Below are 26121 nucleotides of genomic sequence, written 5' to 3' on the forward strand. Positions count from 1 at the left end.
AATAGAACATATGTTTGAAGAGGCGGTGAACGGATTGAATTATATTAGCGACCAATTATTGAATGGATTAAATAACGTACAGCAGGAAGCGGTCAAAACAACGGAAGGGCCGCTTTTGATCATGGCCGGCGCGGGAAGCGGAAAAACGCGGGTTTTGACCCATCGGATCGCGTATTTGATGGCGGAAAAGCGCGTCGCTCCGTGGAACATTCTGGCGATCACGTTTACGAACAAAGCGGCGAGAGAGATGAAAGACCGCGTGGAAAGCATTCTCGGACCAGGTGCGGATGACATTTGGATTTCGACTTTCCACAGCATGTGCGTGAGAATTTTGCGGAGGGACATCGACCGGATCGGGATCAACCGCAATTTCTCGATTCTTGATACGTCAGATCAGCTTTCTGTCATTAAAGGAATCTTGAAGGAAAGAAACATCGATCCGAAAAAGTTTGACCCGCGGAGCATTCTCGGCTCCATCAGCGGCGCGAAAAACGAACTGATCGATCCTGAGGAATACGAGAAAACGGCAGGCGGCTTTTTTGAGCAGGTTGTCAGCGACGTCTACAAAGATTATCAGAAAAAACTGCGGAAAAACCAGTCCCTCGATTTTGACGACTTGATCATGACGACGATCCGTCTGTTTGAGAGGGTGCCTGAGGTGCTAGAATACTATCAGCGCAAATTTCAATACATTCATGTCGATGAGTATCAGGATACGAACAGGGCGCAGTATCTGCTCGTCAAAAAAATGGCGCAGCGCTTCCAAAACATCTGCGTCGTCGGGGACTCGGACCAGTCGATCTACAGATGGCGCGGAGCGGACATCGCCAACATCCTGTCCTTTGAAAAAGACTACCCGAACGCAAGCGTCATTTTGCTGGAGCAAAACTACAGATCGACGAAGCGGATCTTGAACGCAGCCAACGAAGTGATCAAAAACAACTCGAACAGAAAACCGAAAAACCTGTGGACGGAAAATGACGAAGGGGCGAAGATCTCCTATTTCAGGGGGGACAACGAATTTGGCGAAGGGCAGTTTGTAGCCGGGAAAATCAGGGAGCTCGTCCAATCCGGCAAGCGCTCCTACTCCGATATCGCGATTTTATACCGGACAAACGCCCAGTCCCGCGTCATTGAGGAAACGCTGATGAAAGCGAACATCAATTACAACATCGTCGGCGGCACAAAGTTCTATGACCGGAAGGAAATTAAAGACATCCTCGCCTACCTGCGGCTTGTCGCTAATCCGGATGACGATATCAGCTTTGCGAGAATCGTCAATGTGCCGAAGCGCGGCGTCGGTGCGACTTCCGTCGATAAAATCGCCGCATACGCGGACATGAACGGGCTGTCTCTGTTTGAAGCGCTCGGACAGGTCGACTTTATCGGCCTCAGCGCGAAAGCGGCCAACGCCCTTGACGACTTCAGACAGATGATCGAAAACTTGACGAATATGCAGGAATACTTATCCGTCACAGAACTGACAGAGGAAATCCTTGAAAAAACCGAATACCGCGACATGCTGAAGGCGGAAAAAACGCTCGAAGCCCAGAGCCGGTTAGAGAATATCGACGAGTTTTTGTCCGTGACGAAAAACTTTGAACAGCAAAGCGAAGATAAGTCGCTCGTCGCCTTTTTGACGGACCTTGCGCTCATCGCCGATATCGATCAGCTTGATCAGCAGGAAGAGGAATCCGGTAATAAAGATGCCGTCATCTTGATGACGCTTCACGCTGCCAAAGGACTCGAATTTCCGGTCGTCTTTCTGATGGGGCTTGAAGAAGGGGTCTTCCCGCACAGCCGTTCCCTGATGGAGGAAGCGGAAATGGAAGAGGAGCGGAGGCTCGCTTATGTCGGCATTACGCGGGCTGAGGAAGAGCTCTATTTAACGAACGCGCGGATGAGAACGCTGTTCGGCAGAACGAATATTAACCCGGAATCGCGATTCATCGCGGAAATACCGGAAGAATTATTGGACAATCTAAACGAGAAGAAGAATACGGCGTCTCCGTTCGGACGAAAACCGGAGCGTAAAGCGCCTGTCACCCGTCCGGCGACGGCTTACACGAAAACGGGCGGCGACGGAATCGAATGGGCCGTCGGAGACAAAGCCTCTCATAAAAAATGGGGCACAGGCACGGTCGTCAGCGTGAAAGGGGCAGGTGAATCGACTGAGCTTGACATCGCCTTTCCGAGTCCGATCGGAGTGAAACGTCTGCTCGCGGCCTTTGCGCCAATTGAAAAGCAATAATGGCAAAAGACCTCAGGATGAAAGGACGAAATCGATGGAAAAAGAAGCAGCTAAACGACGTGTGGAACAACTGCATGCATTGATCAACAAATACAACTACGAATATCACACGCTTGACGATCCGAGTGTGCCGGATTCCGAATATGACAAACTGATGAAGGAGCTCATTTCGATTGAAGAAGAGCACCCGGATCTGAAAACGCCTGATTCGCCTTCACAGCGCGTCGGCGGGGCTGTTTTGGACGCTTTTCAAAAGGTGCAGCACAAAACGCCCATGCTGAGTCTCGGCAATGCGTTTAATGAAGAGGATCTGCGCGACTTTGACCGAAGGGTCCGCCAGTCGGTCGGAGACGTCGAGTACAACGTCGAGCTCAAAATCGACGGTCTTGCTGTTTCGCTTCGTTATGAGAACGGGGTATTTGTCAGAGGCGCGACAAGGGGAGACGGAACGACGGGCGAAGATATTACCGAAAACTTGAAGACGATCAGAAACATCCCTCTTAAAATGAAGCGCCCCCTGTCGATTGAGGTGCGCGGGGAGGCTTATATGCCGAAGCGCTCCTTTGAACTGCTGAACGAAGCGCGGCTTGAGCGGGGGGAAGAGCCGTTTGCGAACCCGCGGAATGCGGCCGCCGGCTCATTGAGACAGCTTGACCCGAAAATTGCCGCGAAACGAAACCTCGATATTTTCGTCTACAGTATAGCGGAGCTTGACGAAATGGGCGTCGAAACGCAAAGCCAGGGTCTTGATTTTCTTGATGAACTCGGCTTTAAAACGAATCATGAACGTAAAAAATGCAGCACAATCGAAGAGGTAATCGAGATCGTTGACGAGCTGAAAACAAAGCGGGCCGATCTTCCGTATGAAATCGACGGCATCGTCATTAAAGTCGATTCCCTCGATCAGCAGGAAGAGCTCGGATTTACGGCGAAAAGCCCGCGCTGGGCGATTGCCTACAAGTTTCCGGCCGAAGAGGTCGTGACAAAGCTTTTGGACATCGAATTAAGCGTCGGCCGCACCGGCGTTGTAACGCCGACGGCGATCCTTGAGCCCGTAAAAGTGGCGGGAACGACGGTCCAAAGGGCTTCCCTTCATAACGAAGATTTAATTAAGGAGAAGGATATCCGGCTGTATGACAAAGTCGTCATCAAAAAAGCGGGAGACATCATCCCCGAGGTTGTCAATGTGCTCGTTGAACAGCGGACAGGCGAAGAAAAGGAATTCAGCATGCCTGACGAATGCCCTGAATGCGGAAGCGAACTCGTCAGAATCGAAGGAGAAGTCGCGCTGCGCTGCATCAATCCGGAATGTCCGGCCCAGATCAGGGAAGGGCTGATTCACTTCGTCTCCCGCAATGCGATGAATATTGAAGGGCTTGGAGAGCGCGTCATCACCCAGCTGTTCCGCGAGGATTTGGTCAAGAATGTCGCCGATCTTTACAAGCTGACGCGGGAGCAGCTCATCAACCTCGAACGAATGGGAGAAAAATCGACCGACAACCTGCTTCAGTCGATCAAAAAATCGAAGGAAAACTCGCTGGAGCGGCTTCTTTTCGGCCTCGGCATCCGCTTTATCGGCGAGAAAGCGGCGAAAACGCTCGCCATGCACTTTGAGACGATTGACCGCCTCAAAACGGCATCAAAAGAAGAATTGCTGGAAGTCGATGAAATCGGCGAAAAGATGGCTGATGCGATCGTCACCTATTTTGAAAAAGAAGAGATGCTCAAGCTTTTGGATGAGCTTAAACAGCTCGGCGTGAACACCGTGTATACAGGCCCGAAAAAAGTAAAAGCCGAAGACAGCGACTCCTACTTTGCGGGGAAAACGATCGTGCTGACCGGAAAGCTCAGCGAAATGTCGCGTAACGACGCGAAAGCGGAAATCGAAGCGCTCGGGGGAAAAATCACAGGCAGCGTAAGCAAAAAAACCGATCTTGTCATTGCCGGCGAAGCGGCGGGCAGCAAACTGGCCAAAGCTGAAGAGCTTAACATCGAAGTATGGGATGAAGCAAGATTGATCAGAGAGCTAAAGAAATAAGAGGAGTGTTTTCTATTGAAAAAAGCATTGATTTTGGCGGCTGCTGCGGGGATGCTGATGCTCTCAGCCTGTGCGCCGTCGAATTTTAAGGGAGAAGAGGAGCAGGAGATGGTGCAAAAGACGAAAAAGTCGAAAGAAAAAGCCATCGTTCCGAAATACAACATCTCTGATTCGTATTATAAAATGGTTCTTCCTTTTAAAGCCGGAAAGGCGCGCGGATTGACGACCGAACAGATGAACACGAGGCTTGACATCGATGAATTCGAAACGGGCATGATGCGCCTCGCCCAAGACTCTTTCTCAACGAAAGACTACCTTTTTCAGGAAGGGCAGTATTTGGATGAAGATACGGTCTCTAGCTGGCTGGCCCGCAAAAAAACGGGAAGCGACCTGAAAAAAGCGGAGAAAAAGGATAAGGATTTTAAAAACCTCGGGCTGAATCCGGCTCTTTCCGGCAGCGGATCTGCCGAAAAACAAAACGAGGAAAGCCCGATTTATCTGGCTCATATGCTTGAACACGATTATCTCGTCAGAAAAGACAAGGATACGATCGAGCTTGGCGGAGTTGTGATCGGCCTGGCGCTTAACTCGGTTTACTATTACCGCGAAAATGTCGGCGATCCACAAAAAGAAGTGACGATCAGCACCAAGAAACTGAAGCAAGAGGGCGAAAAGATCGCACAGGAAGTGGCAAAACGCATCCGGAACATGAAGGATCTCAAAAACATTCCGCTCACGATCGTCCTGTACAAGCAGGCGCCGAAATCGTCGATCGTGCCCGGAAACTTTATCGCCAAAACCGAAGTGAAAGCAGGCACAAGCGATATCTCGGGCTGGGATAATATCAATGAAGAATACACATTCTTCCCGTCAACGGAAGGAACAGAAAAGCATCCGGACGATGCGGAGCTGTTCAACCGCTTTAAAAATAAAATCGAAACATACTTTCCAAACTACACAGGCGTCGTCGGAACGGCTTTGTATAAAGACGACCAAATGCAGGAAATGAAAATCAACATTCCGATGCAGTTCTACGGCAAAAGCGAAGTCATTGCATTTACGCAATTTCTGACCGGGGAAGTGATGGATTATTACGGCAAAAGCGAGCTGAACGTCGAGATCAACATTACGTCATCAGACGGCCAGGAAGCCCTCATCCTCAAAAAGCCAGGAGCCAAAGAACCGACCGTTCATATTTATGATTCATAAAAAAGAAGCAGCTATTCGGCTGCTTCTTTTTTACATCGTATCGCACTTCACCCCGACGACTCCGTCAATCGACTTAATATCGTAATACACATCTGTCACATACCGCTTCCTGTGAACCCTCACTTTCGTCTCCATCACCGCAAACTCTTTTTCAGGCATGTCATCGATCCGGACGGAGTGGATGCGGATATGCTTCGCTTTCATTTCCTTGAGAATGTCCGTCATTTTGTCCTTGTCGGACAATGACATGCGGACGCGGATTTCTTTCTCCTGCAGGCGGTTCGGGCCGATTTTGCCGACGACCCACGGCAAAAATTCGACGCTTATTAAAATAAATGCGAGACTGATAAATGCTTCCTTATAAAAGCCTGCACCTATGGCGACGCCGAGACCCGCCGCTCCCCAGATCATTGCTGAGGTGGTGAGCCCGGAAATGACGTCATTGCTTTTGCGCAAAATTACGCCGGCTCCGATAAAGCCGATCCCGGAAATGATTTGTGCAGGCAGACGCAAAGGATCCATCATGATCCTGTTTGACCTTGGAAAATGATAGGCCGCGTCAATGCTGATCATCGTCAACACGCATGAACTGATGGCGATGACAATGCACGTTTTCAAGCCGAGCGGCTTATTTTTCAATTCCCTTTCAAGGCCGATGACCATCCCGACCAATGTCGCGATTCCAAGCTTCATCAGCGTATCCATATCGATGTGCCAATCCATGCGCATGTCTCCTTTCTTTTATATTGCTTTCATAATTGATATGATTTTCTCACAGAGAAGATGGGTGTACAACAGGTTTTTCAGGAGGGGGGGTATACATTGCTGATTTTTAAATCACTTCTTTTTCCGCTCACGGTCGTTTCCGTTATCCTTATCGCTGCGTATAACATGTTTATCCGCAAGAAAACCGTTCAAAACCACTACACTCCCTTTGATTATATTGCCGGACAGACATCAAAAGAATTCCATGCGGAAAAAAAAGAACAGGAAGGCCGGGAGGATGACGATTCAGGAGAAGGGAAATAAAAAGGCCGCAGGGAATACCCTGGACGGCCTTTTCGTCTATGATGCAGAACGGTGTTTTTCTTCCATCTCCTCAAACATCTCAGCCGCTTTTTCAGCGGGTTTATGCGTCATGAGGCTGACGGCGGCAACCGCTGCGAGGCTCAGGAAGAAGCCCGGAATCATTTCGTATATGCCGGTCGTTTGATCGAGTCCGGTCATAATCCAGAGCAGCACTGTAACAGCGCCGGTTACGATGCCTGCCAGTGCGCCCCACTGATTCATCCGCTTCCAGTAGAGGCTGAGCAGAATCGCAGGTCCAAACGCAGAACCGAATCCGGCCCACGCATAGCCGACGAGATTCAAAATCGTGTCATTCGGACTTAATGATAAAAGAAGGGCGATGACGGCGACCAACAGGACGCTCAACCGTCCGACGAGGACAAGCTCTTTATCTGTTGCCCCGCGGCGGAAAAACGTTCTGTACAGGTCTTCGGTCATGGCGCTTGAGGTGACCAGAAGCTGGGATGAAACCGTACTCATGATCGCCGCAAGCAGCGCGGAAAGCAAGAATCCGGTGATCAACGGATGAAACAGAATGTTCGAAAATACGATGAAAATCGTTTCCGGATCTTTCAGGCTGATACCTGTTTGATGGACGTAAGCTACGCCGATCAGCCCCGTAAGTAATGCGCCGGCTACTGAGACGATCATCCAGCCCATTCCGATGCGGCGGGCGGGTTTCAGCTCTTTCACCGATGAAATCGCCATAAAACGGACGATGATGTGCGGCTGCCCGAAGTAGCCCAATCCCCAGGCAATAAAAGAAATAATGCTAATGACGGTCGTTCCTTTGAAGAAGTCCAGCAGGCTTGGATTGACTTCTTCTATCATATTAAATGTCGGCGTAACTCCGCCCAACTGAGTAAAGGCAACGATCGGCACGAGCACTAATGCAATAAACATAATCAAACCCTGCACAAAGTCGGTCAGACTGACAGCCAAAAATCCTCCGAACAGCGTATAGGCAATTACGACGAGGGCGGTAGAGAACAAACCGATCCTGTAGTCAAGGCCGAACGCCGTTTCAAACATCCTTCCTCCGGATACCATGCCAGCTGACGTATACAGCGTAAAGAACACCATGATGACGAGGGCTGACGCCAGACGCAGGACTCTTGTCGTATCATTGAATCGATTTTCGAAAAAGTCTGGAATGGTAATCGCGTCATTCGCCACTTCCGTAAATGTACGCAAGCGCGGTGCGACAAGCACATAGTTGACATAAGCTCCGATTGTCAGGCCGACGGCAAGCCAGCCGCTCGAAAGTCCTGTGACATACATCGCTCCCGGCAGTCCCATCAGCATCCAGCTGCTCATGTCAGATGCGCCGGCCGATAAAGCCGTAACAGCAGGCCCGAGATCTCTTCCTCCGAGCATATAGTCATTCAAATTGGATGTTTTTCGGTAGGAATACCAGCCGATTAAGAGCATGGCGGCAAAATAAATGCCAAGCGAAATAAATACTTCAATACTCACGTTTCGTATCTCTCCTCTTTACAATAATGTGGCATCACCTCTCCTGAAATTTTAACAATACTGATTTGCTGTGTACGAAGATTGATTTGCAGGGCCTCGTCTTTAAAATCAAGCATTGGAAAAACCAGGCGCTGCCATGTGATCGTACTTAGTTACCTAACCTATCAAACTATTCCGCATCAATCAACCGGAGGACACGCCCGTTTTTTTGCAAAAAGGACGCAGCCGTTCCGATGGGCATCACAATGAAAACGTTTGCAAATAAATACAAAAGTAAAAATGTTCTGAATTTTAGTACAGCCCACTACCGGGCGTTTTTAGTATACAATAGAATCAGGGCCGGGATTCCGCGGTTTTGTTGATTTAGAAGGCTGAAATTTGATATGATCAGTATTATATGACTAAGCGAGAATCATCTTGGAGGTGTTTGTGTAATGTCGCGTATTTCAATAGAAGAAGTAAAGCATGTTGCCCATCTGGCCAGACTGGCGATCACGGATGAGGAAGCGGCTATGTTTACCGAACAGCTTGACAGCATTATTTCTTTTGCCGAAGAGCTGAATGAAGTCGATACAGAGAATGTCAAGCCAACGACACATGTATTGCAAATGAAGAATATCATGAGGGAAGATGTCCCGGATAAAGGCCTCCCGGTTGAGGAAGTCGTCAAAAACGCACCTGATCATAAAGACGGCTATATTCGCGTGCCGTCAATTCTGGACTAAAGGAGGGAGCAAGAGAACATGTCACTGTTTGACCATAAAATATCTGAACTGAAAAGACTCATACATAAAAAAGAGATCAGCATATCGGACTTAGTCGATGAATCGTATAAGAGGATCCACGAAGTCGACGGAAAGGTGCAGGCCTTTTTACAGCTTGATGAAGAAAAAGCCCGCGCTTATGCCAAAGAGCTGGATGAAGCGGTAGGCGGCCGGGACGAGCACGGCCTTTTGTTCGGGATGCCGATCGGAATCAAAGATAATATCGTCACAAAGGATCTTCGCACAACGTGTGCGAGCAAAATCCTGGAAAACTTCGACCCGATCTATGACGCTACGGTTGTTGAGCGCCTGCACGATGCAGAAGCGGTTACGATCGGAAAGCTGAACATGGATGAATTTGCGATGGGGTCTTCCACAGAAAATTCAGGCTTCCAAAAAACGAAAAACCCGTGGAACTTAGAAACCGTTCCGGGCGGCTCAAGCGGCGGCTCCGCGGCGGCGGTTGCGGCGGGAGAAGTGCCGTTTTCACTCGGTTCCGACACGGGCGGATCGATCCGCCAGCCGGCTTCTTTCTGCGGCGTCGTCGGCTTAAAGCCTACATACGGCCGCGTGTCAAGGTACGGCCTTGTCGCATTTGCGTCTTCATTGGATCAAATCGGACCGATCACAAGATCCGTCGAGGACAACGCATACCTTCTCCAGGCGATTGCGGGCGTCGACAAAATGGATTCGACGAGCGCCAATGTGGACGTGCCTGACTATCTGTCTGCGCTGACAGGCGATATTAAAGGCTTAAAAATCGCCGTTCCGAAAGAATACCTCGGCGAAGGGGTAAGCGAAGAAGCGAAGCAGTCCGTCCTTGAAGCGCTGAAAGTGCTTGAAGGCCTTGGCGCGACATGGGAAGAAGTATCCCTGCCGCACAGCAAATACGCGCTTGCGACGTATTACCTGCTGTCTTCATCAGAAGCTTCGGCGAACCTTGCCCGATTCGACGGCATCCGCTACGGCTACCGCACCGACAATGCGGACAACCTGATCGACCTTTATAAACAAACGCGTTCCGAAGGCTTCGGAGACGAAGTGAAGCGCCGCATCATGCTCGGCACGTTCGCGTTAAGCTCAGGCTACTACGATGCTTACTATAAAAAGGCGCAAAAGGTCAGAACGCTGATCAAAAAAGACTTTGAAGACGTATTCGAAAACTATGACGTCATCATCGGACCGACAACGCCGACGCCTGCGTTTAAAATCGGCGAAAAAACGAGCGATCCGCTCACAATGTATGCGAACGACATCCTGACGATCCCGGTCAACCTTGCCGGTGTACCGGGAATCAGCGTACCGTGCGGATTTGCGAACGGTTTGCCGCTCGGCCTGCAAATCATCGGCAAACACTTTGACGAAAGCACAGTATACCGCGTCGCCCATGCATTCGAACAGGCGACAGACCATCATAAAGCAAAACCTGAACTGTAAGGGGTGAAAAAACATGAACTTTGAAACGGTAATCGGACTTGAAGTCCACGTTGAGCTAAAAACGAAATCGAAAATCTTCTCAAGCTCGCCGACGCCATTCGGCGCCGCGGCCAATACGCAGACAAGCGTCATCGATTTGGGATATCCGGGCGTTTTGCCAGTCTTGAATAAAGAAGCCGTCAATTTTGCCATGAAAGCGGCGATGGCGTTAAACTGCGAAATCGCGACAGAGACGAAATTTGACCGGAAAAACTATTTCTACCCTGACAACCCGAAAGCGTACCAAATTTCCCAATTCGATAAACCGATCGGCGAAAACGGCTGGATCGAAATCGAAGTCGGCGGAAAAACGAAACGCATCGGCATCACGCGCCTTCATCTTGAAGAGGATGCCGGCAAACTGACGCACACAGGCGACGGATACTCCCTTGTCGACTACAACCGCCAAGGTACGCCGCTCGTCGAAATCGTTTCAGAACCGGACATCCGCACGCCTGAAGAAGCGTACGCGTATCTTGAAAAGCTGAAGTCGATCATTCAATATACGGGCGTTTCCGACTGTAAGATGGAGGAAGGATCGCTCCGCTGCGACGCCAACATTTCGCTCCGCCCGATCGGACAGAAGGAATTCGGCACGAAGACAGAGCTGAAAAACCTGAACTCCTTCGCCTTCGTCCAAAAAGGCCTTGAGCATGAAGAAAAACGCCAGGCGCAAGTACTTCTGTCAGGCGGCGTCATTCAGCAGGAGACGCGCCGCTATGATGAGGCATCAAAAACGACGATTTTGATGAGGGTCAAAGAAGGTTCTGACGACTACCGCTATTTCCCTGAACCGGACCTCGTCGAGCTTTACATCGACGACGAATGGAAACAGCGCGTAAAAGACAGCATTCCAGAGCTTCCGGACCAGCGCCGCAAGCGCTACATCGAGGAGCTCGGCCTGCCTGCCTATGATGCGAAAGTCTTGACGCTGACAAAAGAAATGTCCGACTTCTTCGAAGCAGCCGTCGAAAAAGGCGCCGACGCCAAGCTCGCTTCAAACTGGCTGATGGGTGAAGTTTCGGCCTACCTGAATGCACAGCAAAAAGAGCTCGCAGACGTCGCGCTTACGCCGGAAGGCCTTGCCGGTCTGATCAAGCTGATCGAAAAAGGCACGATTTCATCGAAAATCGCGAAAAAAGTCTTCAAAGAATTAATCGAAAACGGCGGAGACGCTGAAAAAATCGTCAAAGAAAAAGGCCTTGTGCAAATCTCTGACAAAGCTACGCTCAGAAAGCTTGTCACAGAAGCGCTCGACAACAATCCGCAGTCGATCGAGGACTTCAAAAACGGAAAAGACCGTGCAATCGGCTTCCTCGTCGGCCAAATCATGAAAGCTTCAAAAGGCCAGGCAAATCCGCCGATGGTCAACAAGCTTCTTCTTGAAGAAATTAATAAACGGTAATATAAGACCCTTGGAGAAACGATGTCTCCAAGGGTTTTTTATTCAACGACAGGCGTTAATGAATCGCCGTTCCATATTTCTCCCTTATTCAGCGTCCAGCTGTCATTATAGAGATTTGACGCTCCTTTATTTGCCGCAGGGCTCCAGCCGTCATTCCAGGCCAAGAAGTAGGTTGTTTTCGGATATTTTTGTCTGATCGCATTGATAAATAGTTCGTAATCCAGGCTGCCGTTCGTTTCCTGCGGCCCGACTTCTGTGAAGGCAAACGGCTTGTTAAGAGATGTCAGCTCGTCATAATGCGATGACAAAACATACTGTATTTCTTTTCATCGCAGCAAAACCTCCTGTTCTTTTTATACATCAATTCAAAATCTACTAATTGTAATAGAATAAAAAAAGGAACATGGGACGATTGTTTGGTTTTCATCAGGAATATTTCCGCCCCCGTTAAATTACTGCCGCGATAGTTTTTGCATTTAACGAGAAATTTCATTGCAAATAGTTCGAAAGACCTTTCGAAAAAGAGTATAATAGCACTGAGGGAAACAAATATTTTACTAGGGGATGATGAAAATGAAAGCGCTTAGATGGCACGATGCGAAAGACTTGCGATTGGAACAAATCGACGAACCCCAGGCGGCAGCGGGCAAAGTGAAAGTCAAAGTAGAATGGTGCGGGATTTGCGGAAGCGATCTTCACGAATATACCGCAGGTCCTATTTTCATTCCGACTGAAACACACCCGCTAAGCGGCGATAAAGCCCCGGTCGTTTTGGGACACGAATTTTCGGGGCAGGTCGTGGAAGTAGGAGAGGGGGTTACAAATGTCAAAGCCGGCGATCGTGTAACGGTTGAACCGATCTACGCGTGCGGCGAATGTGAAGCTTGCAAACAAGGAATGTATAATCTGTGCGATAAAATGGGATTCTTCGGGCTCGCCGGGGGAGGCGGCGGATTTTCCGAGTATGCAGCCGTGCCGGCGGAAATGATTCATAAATTGCCGGATGACGTATCATTTGAACAAGGTGCGCTTGTTGAACCGTCAGCCGTTGCGCTTCATGCCGTCCGTCAAAGCAAATTGAAAGTCGGCGACAAAGCGGCCGTTTTTGGGACAGGCCCAATCGGCTTGCTTGTGATTGAAGCGCTAAAAGCGTCCGGCGCATCGGAAATCTACGCTGTCGAATTATCAGACATCCGCCGCCAAAAAGCAGCAGAGCTTGGTGCAATCGTCATTGATCCAAAACAATGCGACGCAGTGGCCGAAATCCAAAAACGGACAAACGGCGGCGTCGATGTAGCCTATGAAGTGACAGGCGTGCCGCCCGTTTTAAAACAGGCGATTCATGCAACAAAAATCAACGGGGAAACGATGGTCGTCAGCATTTTTGAAAAAGAAGCGCCGATCCATCCTCACGATATCGTCATGAAAGAACGCACACTAACCGGGATCATCGGATACCGCGACGTGTTTCCCGCTGTCATCAGTCTGATGGCTCAAGGGTATTTCCCGGCTGACAAACTGGTCACGAAACGAATTACGCTTGATGAAGTCATCGAAGAGGGCTTCGAAGGATTGTTGAGAGAAAGAGATCAAGTGAAAATCCTGGTCAAAGCTGAATAAATAAAGAAACCAGATTCCTATTTTTATGGGAATCTGGTTTCTTTTTTAGCGATCAAGAAAACGGGAAATCATCTGAAAGAGATGACGCACGCTTTCCTCCTGTTCCAGGTTCGTCAGCATTCCTTGAATTACGGGCTTCCGCGGAGCCTCCAGTTTCAGCTCCTCTTCCAGCACATCAAGCGTGATGTGGATGTCTTCGGCCAGATCCGCTTGATTCCTGTATGCTGCGATCTCCTCAAGAATCCCGTTTTTATCAACTTTTTGCTGGCCGTCATGGTACAGCAGATACGTTTTTTCTGCAAGAATCGGCCGTTCGCCGCTTTGCGTCATGCCGCCGATCATCTCGTCGACCCTTCTGATAATAAAACCGGCAAGCTCATCAAAGTCAATGTCGAGCTCGTTGAAGATAAATAAATTTTGATAAGAGTGCACGATTCCCTGCACCATGACCGTCAAGTCATCGAGGAAAGGCTTTGCGGCGTCGCCGTAGGCCGCCAGCAGCGCCTCCTGATATGCTTCATGAAATTTTCCGCTGACATTTTTAAAATATTCCTCGATTTTGCTGTTTTCCGGGATGCTGTGCTCGCTGATCATCACGAGGATGAAGTCTCGATGCTCTTTGCTTTCTTCAAACTGATAAGCAATCTGCTCCTTGAAAATATCCTTCGGAGGAGCATTTTTTTGCCGTATCTTCTTCATATTTTCTGTCATTCTATCGATATAATACTTAATGATTGCGAGAAGAAGCGCGTCCTTCGATTTAAAATGCAGATAAAAAGCTCCTTTTGAAATGCCGCATTCATTGGAAATCTCCTGAATGGTCGTAGAGGCAAACCCGTTTTTCGCGAACAGGCGAAGGCCGGCTTTAATGATTTTTTCTTCTTTTTCAGTCATGAAAGTACTCCTTTTGAACAACATTAAAATTGATTTAATTTTAACATATATAAGTTGACGCTATTTACTTTTGACGTTTATTATTGTATAGAATGACCAGTCAGTCAATCAGTATTCAGAAAATATTTTTTAAAATGGAGGTCGTAATGAATTCTATCATCAATTTTGTGCTGAAGAACAAGTTCGCTGTGTGGCTGATGACGATTATTGTTACGGTTGCCGGCCTTTATGCGGGTTTGAATATGAAGCAGGAATCCATTCCTGACGTAAACATGCCATACCTTTCGATTAATACGACATATCCGGGGGCTGCCCCGAGCCAAGTGGCTGATGATGTCACAAAGCCGATTGAACAAGCGGTGCAAAACCTTGACGGCGTGCACGTTGTGACGTCCACATCTTACGAAAACGCATCATCGGTGATGATCGAATACGATTATGATAAAGATATGGACAAGGCGAAAACAGAAGCGGCTGAAGCGCTGGAAAACGTCAATCTTCCCGATGACGTGAAAGATCCGGAAATTTCGCGCTACAGCATGAACTCCTTCCCGATCCTGACGCTCAGCGTATCAAGCGACAAAAGCAACCTTCAAGAGCTTACGAAAAACGTGGAAAACAGCCTCGTTCCTAAGCTTGAAGGCATTGAAGGCGTAGCCTCTGTTCAAGTATCCGGACAGCAGGTTGAAGAAGTCGAATTTTCTTTTAAAGAAGACAAAATGAAAAAATACGGCCTTGACAAAGACACAGTCAAGCAAGTGATTCAAGGGTCAAATGTGACAACTCCGCTTGGATTGTACACATTCGGCAATAAAGAAAAATCCGTCGTCGTCAGCGGCGATATCGAAACAATCAAAGATTTGAAGAATATGAGAATTCCGGTTGCATCTGCTTCAAGTGCAAGCAGTGCAGCAGCACAGGTCCGGCAAAGCGCAAGTACAGAAGTGCCGACTGTCAAGCTTTCTGAGATTGCCAGCATTAAAGACGTGAAAAAAGCCGAATCGATTTCGCGCACGAACGGAAAAGACAGCATCGGCATCAATATCGTCAAAGCAAATGATGCAAATACGGTAGAAGTTGCCGACAACGTCAAAAAAGAACTGAAGCAATTCAAAGAAGACCACAAAGGCTTCCAGTACAGCGCTACGTTAGACATGGCTGAACCGATCACCCAGTCGGTCGAAACGATGCTGGACAAAGCGATTTTCGGAGCGCTCTTTGCGGTTGTGATCATTCTCTTATTCTTAAGAGATATTAAATCAACATTAATTTCGATCGTTTCCATTCCGTTGTCTCTGCTTATCGCGCTGCTAGTCTTAAATCAGCTTGATATCACGCTGAATATCATGACGCTCGGCGCCATGACGGTCGCGATCGGCCGGGTTGTCGACGACTCGATCGTCGTCATCGAGAACATCTACCGCCGCATGAGGCTGAAAGACGAACCGCTCCGCGGAAAAGCATTGGTCCGCGAAGCGACGAAAGAAATGTTCAAACCGATCATGTCATCAACGATCGTAACGATTGCGGTATTCCTGCCGCTCGCACTGGTAGGCGGCCAGATCGGCGAATTGTTCATCCCGTTCGCCCTGGCGATCGTATTTGCGCTTGCCGCATCACTCCTGATTTCGATCACGCTCGTGCCGATGCTCGCGCACAGCCTGTTCAAAAAATCGCTGACGGGAGCACCTGTAAAAGGGAAAGAACATAAGCCTGGAAGACTGGCAAACGCCTATAAAAAAATCTTAAACTGGGCGCTCAGCCATAAATGGATTACATCGATCATCGCGATTCTGATGCTGCTCGGAAGCTTGTTCCTCGTTCCGCTGATCGGCGCAAGCTACCTGCCGTCTGAAGAAGAAAAAACGATTCAGATCACATACACGCCTGAACCGGGCGAAACGAAAAAAGAGGCGGAAGACGAAGCCGCAAAAGCCGAAAAGCTCTTATTGGACCGCAAGCACGTCGATACGGTTCAATACTCCTTAGGCTCAAGCAGCCCGCTCGCCCAAGGGAATTCAAACGGCGCGCTCTTCTATATTAAATATGAAGACGATACGCCTGATTTTGACAAAGAAAAAGACAACGTGCTGAAAGAAATCCAGAAAAAATCCAAACGCGGAGAATGGAAAACGCAGAATTTCAACTCTTCGGGCAATAACAACGAATTAACGTACTATGTGTACGGCGATTCTGAAAAAGATATTAAAGGCACTGTCAAAGACATCGAAAAGATAATGAAAGATCAAAAAGATCTGAAAAACGTGAAGTCAGGCCTGTCCAGCACATATGACGAATATACATTTGTCGCTGACCAGGAGAAGCTGAGCAAACTCGGTTTGACGGCGTCTCAAATTTCTCAGGCCTTAATGACGGAAACGTCGCAGGCTCCACTGACAACCGTCAAAAAAGACGGCAAAGAGCTTGATGTCAACATTAAAACAGAAAAAGACGAGTATAAGAGCGTCAAAGATTTAGAAAACAAAAAACTCACATCGGCGACAGGCCAGGAAGTGAAAATCGGCGATGTGGCAAAAGTAAAAGAAGGCACAACATCTGACACCGTTTCAAAACGCGACGGAAAAGTCTATGCCGATGTCACAGGGGAAATCAAGACAGACAACATTACAAAGGTATCAAGCGATGTCCAGAAGAAAATTGACAAGCTTGACCTTCCTGACAACGTTACGATCGATACAGGCGGCGTTTCCGCAGATATCGCCGATTCCTTTACGAAGCTCGGACTCGCGATGCTTGCAGCTGTTGCGATCGTGTATCTCGTGCTCGTAATTACGTTCGGCGGAGCATTGGCGCCGTTTGCGATTCTGTTCTCGCTGCCGTTTACAGTCATCGGAGCCTTGATCGGGCTTTACGTCTCAGGTGAAACGATCAGCTTGAACGCGATGATCGGCATGCTGATGCTGATCGGAATCGTCGTCACAAACGCCATCGTCCTGATCGACCGCGTCATTCATAAAGAAGCGGAAGGACTGTCTACGAGAGAAGCGCTCCTTGAAGCCGGCTCTACACGACTCCGCCCGATCCTGATGACGGCGATTGCGACAATCGGCGCCTTGATTCCGCTGGCGCTCGGATTCGAAGGCGGCAGCCAGGTCATTTCAAAAGGGCTCGGCGTTACCGTTATCGGCGGTCTGATCAGTTCGACCCTTCTGACATTGGTTATTGTGCCGATCGTATATGAAATTTTGGCCAAATTCCGCCGGAAAAAGCCGGGAATGGAAGAAGAGTAGGATATAAGAAAGCCTCAGCTTTTGACAGCTGAGGCTTTTTTTAATCATTGGGGTTGATGATCGCCAATTGCTGATGATCCTCCCATTTTCCGTTGATTTTGACGTTTTTTCTGGCAAGACCTTCTTTGTGAAAACCCGCTTTTTCGAGCACGCGGATCGATCCGGGATTATGGGGCATGACGCCGGCTTCGATGCGGTGCAGTTTCAAATCATTGAACGCATAGCCGACCATCAGCTTGACCGCTTCTGTCGTATAGCCTTTCCCGTTATGCTTTTCATCGAGAAAATAGCCGATAAACGCGCTTTGCAGAGAGCCGCGCAGCACTTGAAAGAGGTTGACCGTGCCGATCAGCGCATCATCTGACTGAAGAAAAATCCCGAAATAATAGTCTTCGTCTTGCTGCATTTGTTCCCAAAACGTTTGCAGCCGCTTTTTTTGCCCTTCAAGCGTATAAAAATCAGCAGAGCGTTCCATCGAAAACCGTTCGAAAAACCCGCGGTTGTCCGTCTGCAGCTTCAGGCACGCTTCCGCATCATCCGCCGTCAGCGGCCTGATATAAATCGACTCTCCTTTTTTCACGCCACTGCCCTCCTTATACTGCCGGTACGTTGTCGGCTTTTTTCATTAACTCTTCAAAGTAGGAAAAGAACGCTTCCCTGTCGACCTGATCGACGACTTCGACCGGCCTTCCGTCTGGATGTGCCTCTGTCGTTCCTTGACGCGGGCTTTCCGTGTGAACGATCGCATTGACCGTTTTTGAGCCGATCATGTCCTTCCTGCCGAGCGTCAGCGTTGTCAGCACATCCCACAGGTAGTAGGTGGAGTTCGTCTCCGTATGTACAAGCGGCGGGCACAGCGCATAGCATTGGCCGATGAAATCAATGCCGATATGTTTACGCAGGCTTGCCCAATGGGCGCGGATGCCGTTTGTCAAAGGCACCTGGTTCGTGCTTTCAAGCGCGACCATATCGATCGCAATGCCGCTCGCAAACACCGTCTTCACGCTGTACGGGTCCCAAAACGCGTTCCATTCCGCCGTCCCGTCGTGCTCGGGCTCCTCGACATTCCCTTTTTCAAGAAAGGTGCCGCCCATCCAGACGAGCTTTTGAATCCGCTTTTCGATCGACGGATCTTTTTCAAGCGCGCGCGCCAAATCCGTGAGCGGTCCGGTAAACAGCAATGTCACCGGTTCTTTGCTGCCGTTTACCTTCTCAATCAGATGAAGGTGGGCGGGAAGGTCGGAAATGGGAGTCTCTACCGTCCCTTTTTCGTTTAAAATCGGCAAGGCGTCAACATAAAAGGCGTGCATGCGCCACTCCTTCGGAAAAGGGTTGACCCCTCTTGAATCAGATGCCGCCGTCTCGACACGGTACGGGCCGAAGCGGTCGATGATTTTTCTGCTTGCGCTCAGCGCAGGCTCCAGATAGCAGTCACCGGGTATGACAGATGTCCCGATCAATTCGATATCGTCCATTTGCAATAGCAAAAATAAGGAGACGAGATCGTCGACCCCTCCGTCATGGTTGAAATAAACAAGCTTCTTCACGTGATCACACCCTTTTTTCTTAATATTTATTATTTTACATCAATCGACCTTCAAAGTCTTTTCACGTTCTTATTTACCAAGATTGGCATCCATTTAGTTGCGATTTTTTCAACAACTAGTATAATTAAAGGTTGTTGGTAAAGAAATGATACGGATACTCTAATAGGATGATGAACATGAAACGTGCACGAATCATATACAACCCGACTTCCGGACGCGAAATTTTCAAAAAAAATCTTCCCCAAGTTCTCCAAAAATTCGAACAGGCGGGCTTCGAGACATCATGCCACGCAACGACGGGAGAAGGGGACGCCGTACAGGCCGCCAGAAGCGCCGCAGAGAGAGAGTTTGATTTAATTGTTGCAGCAGGCGGCGACGGGACGCTGAACGAAGTCGTCAACGGCCTGGCGCCGTTGGAAGTCCGTCCGAACCTGGGGGTCATACCGGTCGGGACGACAAATGATTTCGCAAGAGCTCTCGGCATACCGAGAGAGGATATTTTAAAGGCCGTTGACACAATACTAGAAGGAGAACCCCGTCCGATCGACATCGGGCGCGTAAACGGCCAGTATTTCATCAATATCGCCGGAGGCGGACGCCTGACCGAACTGACGTATGACGTACCAAGCAAATTGAAAACGATGCTCGGCCAGCTCGCTTATTATTTAAAAGGAATGGAAATGCTTCCGTCGCTGAAGCCGACAGAAGTCGAAATCGAATACGACGGCAAGCTGTTCCACGGCGAAGTGATGCTGTTTTTGGTGATGCTCACCAATTCGGTCGGCGGCTTCGAAAAGCTTGCCCCGGACTCAAGCCTGAATGACGGCATGTTTGACCTGATTATTTTAAAACGGACAAACCTCGCCGAATTTATCCGGCTTGCCGGACTCGCGCTCCGCGGCGACCACATCCACAACGAACACGTCATTTATACGAAAGCGAACCGCGTAAAAGTGAAGCAGAAGGACAAAATGCTCTTAAACCTTGACGGCGAATACGGCGGCGAACTGCCCGGAGAATTCGAAAACCTCTACCGCCACATCAACGTCGTCATGTCAAAAGAAAAAGCACAAAGACTCGATGATTGAACTTGGTCTCATACAGACGCGGCCAAGTTTTTCTTATAGAAGGTGAAGGAAATGAAACAAACAGCCCCCGTACAAAAAAACGAATATTACGACGTCGTATTTGAAGATCTGACCCACGAAGGCGCAGGAGTCGCAAAGGTCGACGGCTTCCCGGTTTTCGTCCCGAACGCCCTGCCCGACGAAAAAGCGAAGATCAAAGTCACGCGCGTCAAAAAAGGCTTCGCCTTCGGCCGTCTGATCGATGTAAAGGAAGAAAGCCGCTTCCGCACCAAAGCGCCGTGCCCGATCTACAAACAGTGCGGCGGCTGCCAGCTGCAGCACATCAATTACGAAGGCCAATTGCTTTACAAGCAGAAGCAGGTCAAAGACGTGCTCGAGCGAATCGGCAAGCTCGACTTAAGCCGCATTACCGTCCACCCGACCCTCGGCATGGAAGACCCGTGGAACTACCGAAACAAAGCCCAGGTCCCTGTCGGCGAACGGGAAGGCGGACTCGTCGCAGGCTTCTACCAGCAGCGCAGCCACGAGATCATCGACATGAACAAATGCCTCATCCAGCAGTCGGAAAACGACCGCGTCGTTCAAGCGATCAAAGAAATCTGCAATCGCTACGGGATCAAAGCGTACGACGAAGAGCGCCACAAAGGCTGGCTCAGACACATCATGGTCAGATACGGCGCCGCGACAGGCGAAATGATGGTCGTCTTCATCACGAAGACAAACGATTTCCCGCACAAAAACGCGATCATGAAGGAAATCACCGCCTCATTCCCGCACGTCAAATCGATCGTCCAAAACATCAACCCGAAAAAAACAAACGTCATCTTCGGCGACGAAACAACGGTCATCTGGGGAGAAGAATACATCTACGATACCATCGGCGGCATCAAATTCGCCATCTCCGCCAGATCGTTCTACCAGGTTAACCCCGAACAGACGAAAGTGCTCTACGACAAAGCGCTCGAATACGCCGAACTGAACGGCGAAGAAACCGTCATCGACGCCTACTGCGGCATCGGCACGATTTCGCTGTTTCTGGCGAAGCAGGCGAAAAAAGTGTACGGCGTCGAGATTGTGCCGGAAGCGATTGAGGATGCGAAGCGGAATGCTGAGTTGAACGGCATTGAGAACGCCGAGTTTGAAGTTGGCGAAGCTGAGGTCGTGATTCCGAAGTGGTATAAGGAAGGCATCAAGGCTGATACGCTTGTCGTCGACCCGCCGCGCAAAGGCTGCGACGAGGCTTTGCTGCGGACGATTATTGAAATGAAGCCGAAGCGGGTGGTGTATGTGTCGTGCAATCCGGGAACCTTGGCGCGCGATTTGCGGGTGCTTGAGGATGGCGGGTATGCGACGCTTGAAGTGCAGCCTGTTGATATGTTTCCGCATACGAGCCATGTGGAGTGTGTGGCGAAGTTGGTTTTGAAAGGTACAGTTGATTAAACTAATAGTTTAAAACTTTACGGATGACATCTTTTCTTCTTCAAAGACTTAATCTTTTTGATGTTGCTCTTTGATAACTTTTTTTGAAGGCCTGGATTTATCCCGGTCTTTTTTGTTGTAATTCGTAAAAATTACACGATAAATTGTTGACGGGGTATTTTTAGAGTGATATGATTCAAATTGTAATTAGATTGAGTAATTTTAAAGAAATACTCTATCGATGAGGGTGGGATATGAAACTTGAAGATATTGTAACGGTTAAGATAGGAAGAAACCTTTCTAGAGGCAACGTTAAAAATGATCATACATTAGTTGCTTATACATATGAGGATTTAATGAATGATTTAGATGGCTCATTTCTAGACTCACAAGCTAGTTTTGATGCTGGACATTCAAATCATAAAGAAAGCTATTTGAGCAATGCCGGAGACGTTGTTTTCAGCTTTGTTAGTTCCAAAGCTGGAATAGTGAGTGACTTAAACCGAGGGAAAATCATTAATCAAAATTTTGCGAAACTCATGATCGAACATGATGAATTGGATCGTAGCTATTTATGTTATGCGTTGAATGAATCGTATGCAATGAAAAGGCAAATGGCAATTTCGATGCAAGGAAGTGCTGTGCCAAAATTAACTCCAGCGATTTTAAAAGAGTTGGAAATCAAGTTACCAAGTATTGAGAAACAAAGGATAATTGGAAAAGCTTATTTCTGTTTAAGAAAGCGTCAAGCTTTGGCAAAGAAGCAAGCAGAACTTGAAGAGCAACTTTATTTAGAAGTATTAAAACAATTAGACCAACAATAGAAAAAGTGAGGAACACAACCATGGCTGAATTATATTCAAAATTATATAGCGCCGCAGACAACTTACGAAGCAAAATGGATGCATCAGAATATAAAAACTATTTACTAGGATTAATTTTTTACAAATACTTGTCCGATAAATTATTAGAAAAGGTAGTTGAAATAGCGGGTGAATCGTTAGAAGAATACAACACACAAGACAAACAAACTCAATTGTATATGGAATCATTGGCAGATGAAGAGATAAAAAATGACTTGATTGAAACGTTAGTCGATACATTGGGCTATGATATTGAACCAAAGTATTTATTCAGTGTATTAGCCAACCAAGCGAAACAAAATACGTTTCAGCTGAATGACTTGAATAAAGCGTTTATCGATTTGTCTACGAAATATGACCAATTCAACGGGTTGTTTGATGATGTAGATTTGACATCAAAAAAATTGGGATCAGATGATCAACAGCGAAACATTACGATTACAGAAGTACTGAAGAAACTAAATGATGTCAATGTAATCGGTCATGATGGAGACGTGATTGGGGATGCCTATGAGTACTTAATTGGTCAATTTGCCTCAGAGGCTGGTAAGAAAGCTGGGGAATTTTACACCCCTCATCAAGTATCTGACATGATGGCTCGAATTGCCGCGATTGGTCAAGAAGACAAAAAATTGTTTAGCGTATTTGACCCTACCATGGGATCAGGTTCCTTGATGTTGAATATTCGAAACTACCTAAATTATCCAGACGGTGTAAAATATCATGGGCAAGAACTAAACACAACTACTTTTAATCTAGCGAAGATGAACCTAATCTTGCATGGCGTTACTAAAGAAGATATGCGGTTACGTAATGGGGATACATTGAACAAAGATTGGCCGACAGATGAGCCTTATACTTTTGATGCCGTCCTTATGAATCCACCATACTCTGCAAAATGGTCTGCAGATTCTACATTCTTAGATGATTCTCGTTTCAATCGTTACGGAAAGTTAGCGCCGAAATCAAAAGCAGACTTTGCTTTTCTTTTACATGGGTTCTATCATTTGAAAGACTCAGGAACAATGGCCATCGTTTTACCGCATGGTGTACTTTTCCGTGGAGCTGCAGAAGGTGTGATTCGGAAGAAATTATTAGAGGATGGCAGTATTGATGCCGTGATTGGCATGCCAGCAAACTTATTCTTTGGAACCTCGATTCCAACAACAGTCATCATCTTGAAGAAAAATCGTAGCACTCGTGATGTGTTATTTATTGATGCAAGTAAGGAGTTCGTGAAAGGAAAAAACCAAAATAAACTTTCTAAAGAACATATTGATAGGATTGTCGAAACGTATAAGAAGCGAGAAGATGTTGAGAAATATGCCCATGTCGCTACATTTGAGGAAATCAAAGAGAATGATTTCAATTTGAACATTCCTCGATATGTAGATACCTTTGAGGAAGAAGAACCTGTTGATATGGCTGCGATTGGCTCAAAGATCAAAGATATTCGAAAAGAAAAAGTAGAACTAGAATCTAGCTTATATGACATGATTTCTTCGCTACAATTTGATGAAGAAAATGCTGAATGGATCAAGGGTGCGTTAGAGGTGTTTAATCGTGGAAAATAACAATACACCAGAAATTCGATTTCCTGGATATAGCGGAGATTGGGAGGAGCGTAAGATTGGGGAATTTTTGACTGAAAGTAGAATTTCAGGGACAAATGGTCTTAAGGCTAAAAAATTGACAGTAAAACTTTGGGGAAAAGGCGTCGTTCCAAAGGAAGAAATTTACCAAGGTAGTGAAGAAACCAAATACTATATTCGCAAAGCAGGCCAATTTATTTATGGGAAGTTAGATTTTCTCCATCAAGCTTTTGGAATTATTCCTGATAATCTAGATGGCTATGAATCAACATTAGATTCACCTGCATTTGATATCGCAGAAAATCTTAACTCATTTTTCTTTCTTGAATACGTATCAAGAAAACAATTTTATCTATATCAAGGAACGATTGCTAATGGATCTCGAAAAGCTAAAAGAATTCATTCAGATACTTTTTTTAATATGCCTTTAATAATGCCTTCGGTGGAAGAACAAACTGATATAGGAACTTTCTTTAAAAAGATAGACGACACGATTGCTCTTCATCAGCAAGAACTAACCACCCTCAAACAAACAAAACAGGGGTTCTTGCAAAAAATGTTTCCAAGAGAAGGGGAGTCTGTCCCGGAGGTTCGGTTCCCAGGGTTTACTGGAGATTGGGAACAGAGAAAGTTGGAAGAGATAGCTAATTATCGTAGAGGTTCTTTTCCACAACCATATGGGAAGAAGGAATGGTACGATGAAGAAAATGGGATGCCTTTTGTACAAGTTGTGGATGTCGGTGAAAATCTTAAATTGGTTGATAATACAAAGCAAAAGATTAGTAAATTAGCACAACCCAAAAGTGTGTTTGTTGAGGAAGGAAAGGTGATAATTACTTTACAAGGGAGTATTGGTAGGGTTGCTATTACACAATACTCTTCTTATGTTGATAGAACACTATTGATTTTTGAAAATTATAAGGTACCAATAAACAAATATTATTTTGCATACGTTATTCAACAATTGTTTGAGAAGGAAAAGCAGAAGGCTCCAGGAGGAACTATAAAAACAATAACAAAGGAAGCATTAAGTAATTTTCTCATAAACCTTCCAAGTGTAGAAGAACAAACTCAAATCGGCAACTTCTTCAAACAACTAGACGACACGATTGTTCTCCATGAAAGCGAATTAGAAGCCTTAAAAGCAACGAAAAAAGCATTCCTACAAAAAATGTTTGTCTAACGAATAAAGAGGGGGTAAACATGACAACGATCCAGCATAAAGACGAAGCAGAGGTAGAACGTCGCCTGATCGAAGTGTTAGGGGAAGGGCATAATCAGTGGAATTATCGTCCTGATTTAAAATCTGAAGAAGATCTATGGAAGAACTTGCGTCAAAAGATTACACAAAATAACTTATCAGAAATTGGGGAACATCCAATTACTGATAAAGAATTCGATACGATTAAAACAGAATTACTATTGAAAACACAGACCCCCTTTGATGCTGCTAGGTGGCTCAAAGGGGAAAATGGAATTGCCCGGATTACGATTGAACGTGAAGATGTCTCTTTAGGTTCGATGTCTTTAGTGCTGTATTCTAACCAAGACATAGGTGGCGGAATTTCTACATACGAAGTTGTTCATCAGATTGCGAAACAAAAGTCTAACGTTGATGGTCGTGATCGCCGATTTGACGTAACACTCTTAATCAATGGGTTGCCAATTGTTCAAATTGAATTGAAAAAGGTCAGTGCCAAAGACGGCGTATTTCAAGCCTTTAATCAAATCAAGAAATACTCAGAAGAAGGGATGTTTAGAAATAATATCTTTTCTACTCTTCAGTTATTTGTCATTTCCAATGAACAAACGACTCGCTATTTTGCCAATGCGATGCCAAAAGACATGCACAAGAAATTTGTCTTTAACTGGCGAACAAAGGACAATCGAAAAGTAGAAAATCTCTATGAATTTGTAAAACAAGTCTTAAATATTCCAGATGCCCATCGATTGATTGCCGATTATACAATTGTAAGTGAGGATCAAGACAACAAAGCTGTAATAGTATTAAAGCCGTATCAAATTCATGCGATCCAAGCCTTGTTTACATCTGCCATGAAACATCAATCCGGCTATGTTTGGCATGCGACTGGTTCAGGAAAAACGTTGACAAGTTTTGTTTCTACGAAGTTATTAGCTCGCAAAGCAGGTGTAGATCGT

At 47.0% G+C, this 26121-nt stretch carries 20 protein-coding genes and 1 pseudogene; 15 read left to right on the forward strand and 6 right to left on the reverse strand.

What is annotated here, in order from left to right:
* Positions 1-34 precede the first annotated feature (34 nt).
* Genes pcrA through V7126_RS20775 form a run of 3 tightly spaced genes read left to right on the forward strand, consistent with a single transcriptional unit; the run spans position 35 to position 5498 of the window.
* Positions 35-2251, forward strand: coding sequence for a DNA helicase PcrA (gene pcrA / locus V7126_RS20765; protein ID WP_175075877.1), 2217 nt, complete (start codon positions 35-37; stop codon positions 2249-2251).
* Between the two features lie 34 nt (positions 2252-2285).
* Entirely contained in the window at positions 2286-4289 is a 2004-nt protein-coding gene (gene ligA / locus V7126_RS20770) for an NAD-dependent DNA ligase LigA (RefSeq protein WP_046130488.1), read from the forward strand.
* Positions 4290-4304: 15 nt separating this feature from the next.
* Entirely contained in the window at positions 4305-5498 is a 1194-nt protein-coding gene (locus V7126_RS20775; protein ID WP_046130430.1) for a CamS family sex pheromone protein, read from the forward strand.
* Between the two features lie 30 nt (positions 5499-5528).
* Here the strand turns inward: V7126_RS20775 and V7126_RS20780 are convergent, their stop codons facing one another.
* Positions 5529-6227 carry an MgtC/SapB family protein gene (locus V7126_RS20780; protein ID WP_096892051.1) on the reverse strand — a complete coding sequence of 233 codons (699 nt, stop codon included), beginning with the start codon at positions 6225-6227 and terminating at the stop codon, positions 5529-5531.
* Positions 6228-6320: 93 nt separating this feature from the next.
* Here V7126_RS20780 and V7126_RS20785 point away from each other — a divergent pair, with 93 nt between their 5' ends.
* Positions 6321-6527: a DUF3951 domain-containing protein gene (locus tag V7126_RS20785; protein WP_175075878.1), complete on the forward strand. Its 207-nt coding sequence runs from the start codon at positions 6321-6323 to the stop codon at positions 6525-6527.
* Between the two features lie 36 nt (positions 6528-6563).
* Here the strand turns inward: V7126_RS20785 and putP are convergent, their stop codons facing one another.
* Positions 6564-8042, reverse strand: a complete 1479-nt coding sequence (gene putP / locus V7126_RS20790) for a sodium/proline symporter PutP (protein WP_046130427.1) — start codon at positions 8040-8042, stop codon at positions 6564-6566.
* 434 nt (positions 8043-8476) lie between these two features.
* Here putP and gatC point away from each other — a divergent pair, with 434 nt between their 5' ends.
* Genes gatC through gatB form a run of 3 tightly spaced genes read left to right on the forward strand, consistent with a single transcriptional unit; the run spans position 8477 to position 11687 of the window.
* Positions 8477-8767 carry an Asp-tRNA(Asn)/Glu-tRNA(Gln) amidotransferase subunit GatC gene (gene gatC, locus V7126_RS20795; protein WP_046130426.1) on the forward strand — a complete coding sequence of 97 codons (291 nt, stop codon included), beginning with the start codon at positions 8477-8479 and terminating at the stop codon, positions 8765-8767.
* 18 nt (positions 8768-8785) lie between these two features.
* Complete coding sequence (gene gatA, locus V7126_RS20800) at positions 8786-10243, forward strand: Asp-tRNA(Asn)/Glu-tRNA(Gln) amidotransferase subunit GatA (RefSeq protein WP_175075879.1); 1458 nt, start codon at positions 8786-8788, stop codon at positions 10241-10243.
* 13 nt (positions 10244-10256) lie between these two features.
* A complete protein-coding gene (gene gatB, locus V7126_RS20805; protein WP_175075880.1) occupies positions 10257-11687 on the forward strand; it encodes an Asp-tRNA(Asn)/Glu-tRNA(Gln) amidotransferase subunit GatB in 1431 nt (476 codons plus the stop codon).
* Positions 11688-11725: 38 nt separating this feature from the next.
* Here gatB and V7126_RS20810 read toward each other — a convergent pair.
* Positions 11726-11983: pseudogene (locus V7126_RS20810) on the reverse strand (glycosyl hydrolase); the annotation flags it as partial.
* Between the two features lie 277 nt (positions 11984-12260).
* Between V7126_RS20810 and V7126_RS20815 the strand changes: the two are divergent.
* Complete coding sequence (locus tag V7126_RS20815) at positions 12261-13307, forward strand: 2,3-butanediol dehydrogenase (protein ID WP_175075881.1); 1047 nt, start codon at positions 12261-12263, stop codon at positions 13305-13307.
* A 45-nt stretch (positions 13308-13352) separates the two neighbouring features.
* Here V7126_RS20815 and V7126_RS20820 read toward each other — a convergent pair whose 3' ends face one another.
* The gene (locus V7126_RS20820) at positions 13353-14201 is read right to left on the reverse strand and encodes a TetR/AcrR family transcriptional regulator (RefSeq protein WP_175075882.1); all 849 of its coding nucleotides are present in this window, start codon (positions 14199-14201) and stop codon (positions 13353-13355) included.
* A 146-nt stretch (positions 14202-14347) separates the two neighbouring features.
* On the opposite strand from V7126_RS20820, the gene V7126_RS20825 reads away from it, so the two are divergent.
* Positions 14348-17452 carry an efflux RND transporter permease subunit gene (locus tag V7126_RS20825; protein WP_175075883.1) on the forward strand — a complete coding sequence of 1035 codons (3105 nt, stop codon included), beginning with the start codon at positions 14348-14350 and terminating at the stop codon, positions 17450-17452.
* Positions 17453-17492: 40 nt separating this feature from the next.
* On the opposite strand, the gene V7126_RS20830 is transcribed toward V7126_RS20825, so the two are convergent.
* A complete protein-coding gene (locus tag V7126_RS20830) occupies positions 17493-18032 on the reverse strand; it encodes a GNAT family N-acetyltransferase (RefSeq protein ID WP_175075884.1) in 540 nt (179 codons plus the stop codon).
* Between the two features lie 13 nt (positions 18033-18045).
* Positions 18046-18999, reverse strand: coding sequence for a nucleoside hydrolase (locus V7126_RS20835; protein WP_175075885.1), 954 nt, complete (start codon positions 18997-18999; stop codon positions 18046-18048).
* A 176-nt stretch (positions 19000-19175) separates the two neighbouring features.
* Between V7126_RS20835 and V7126_RS20840 the strand changes: the two genes are divergently transcribed.
* The 6 genes from V7126_RS20840 to V7126_RS20865 all read left to right on the forward strand — a co-directional run.
* Entirely contained in the window at positions 19176-20087 is a 912-nt protein-coding gene (locus V7126_RS20840; RefSeq protein ID WP_046130418.1) for a diacylglycerol kinase, read from the forward strand.
* Between the two features lie 51 nt (positions 20088-20138).
* Positions 20139-21527: a 23S rRNA (uracil(1939)-C(5))-methyltransferase RlmD gene (gene rlmD / locus V7126_RS20845; protein WP_046130417.1), complete on the forward strand. Its 1389-nt coding sequence runs from the start codon at positions 20139-20141 to the stop codon at positions 21525-21527.
* A 233-nt stretch (positions 21528-21760) separates the two neighbouring features.
* Positions 21761-22330 (forward strand): restriction endonuclease subunit S, encoded by a 570-nt coding sequence (locus V7126_RS20850; RefSeq protein WP_046130416.1) that lies wholly within the window; start codon positions 21761-21763, stop codon positions 22328-22330.
* A 20-nt stretch (positions 22331-22350) separates the two neighbouring features.
* Positions 22351-23943, forward strand: coding sequence for a type I restriction-modification system subunit M (locus tag V7126_RS20855; protein ID WP_335498731.1), 1593 nt, complete (start codon positions 22351-22353; stop codon positions 23941-23943).
* A complete protein-coding gene (locus V7126_RS20860; protein WP_335498734.1) occupies positions 23933-25144 on the forward strand; it encodes a restriction endonuclease subunit S in 1212 nt (403 codons plus the stop codon). Before V7126_RS20855 ends, V7126_RS20860 begins: the two co-directional genes overlap by 11 nt.
* A 20-nt stretch (positions 25145-25164) precedes the next feature.
* The coding region (locus tag V7126_RS20865; protein WP_335498736.1) for a type I restriction endonuclease at positions 25165-26121 on the forward strand (957 nt) is incomplete at its 3' end.

It is taken from the genome of Bacillus sp. JJ675 (genome assembly GCF_036963165.1).
Classification (GTDB): domain Bacteria; phylum Bacillota; class Bacilli; order Bacillales; family Bacillaceae; genus Bacillus; species Bacillus glycinifermentans.

What these genes read in the sequence shown, in the direction of transcription:
- V7126_RS20780 (WP_096892051.1), bottom strand. Translation starts at nt 6,227, where the DNA reads ATGCGCATGGATTGGCACATCGATATGGATACGCTGATGAAGCTTGGA.
- V7126_RS20815 (WP_175075881.1), top strand. Translation starts at nt 12,261, where the DNA reads ATGAAAGCGCTTAGATGGCACGATGCGAAAGACTTGCGATTGGAACAA.
- gatB (WP_175075880.1), top strand. Translation starts at nt 10,257, where the DNA reads ATGAACTTTGAAACGGTAATCGGACTTGAAGTCCACGTTGAGCTAAAA.
- gatA (WP_175075879.1), top strand. Translation starts at nt 8,786, where the DNA reads ATGTCACTGTTTGACCATAAAATATCTGAACTGAAAAGACTCATACAT.
- V7126_RS20855 (WP_335498731.1), top strand. Translation starts at nt 22,351, where the DNA reads ATGGCTGAATTATATTCAAAATTATATAGCGCCGCAGACAACTTACGA.
- V7126_RS20825 (WP_175075883.1), top strand. Translation starts at nt 14,348, where the DNA reads ATGAATTCTATCATCAATTTTGTGCTGAAGAACAAGTTCGCTGTGTGG.
- V7126_RS20840 (WP_046130418.1), top strand. Translation starts at nt 19,176, where the DNA reads ATGAAACGTGCACGAATCATATACAACCCGACTTCCGGACGCGAAATT.
- rlmD (WP_046130417.1), top strand. Translation starts at nt 20,139, where the DNA reads ATGAAACAAACAGCCCCCGTACAAAAAAACGAATATTACGACGTCGTA.
- V7126_RS20850 (WP_046130416.1), top strand. Translation starts at nt 21,761, where the DNA reads ATGAAACTTGAAGATATTGTAACGGTTAAGATAGGAAGAAACCTTTCT.
- ligA (WP_046130488.1), top strand. Translation starts at nt 2,286, where the DNA reads ATGGAAAAAGAAGCAGCTAAACGACGTGTGGAACAACTGCATGCATTG.
- gatC (WP_046130426.1), top strand. Translation starts at nt 8,477, where the DNA reads ATGTCGCGTATTTCAATAGAAGAAGTAAAGCATGTTGCCCATCTGGCC.
- V7126_RS20820 (WP_175075882.1), bottom strand. Translation starts at nt 14,201, where the DNA reads ATGACTGAAAAAGAAGAAAAAATCATTAAAGCCGGCCTTCGCCTGTTC.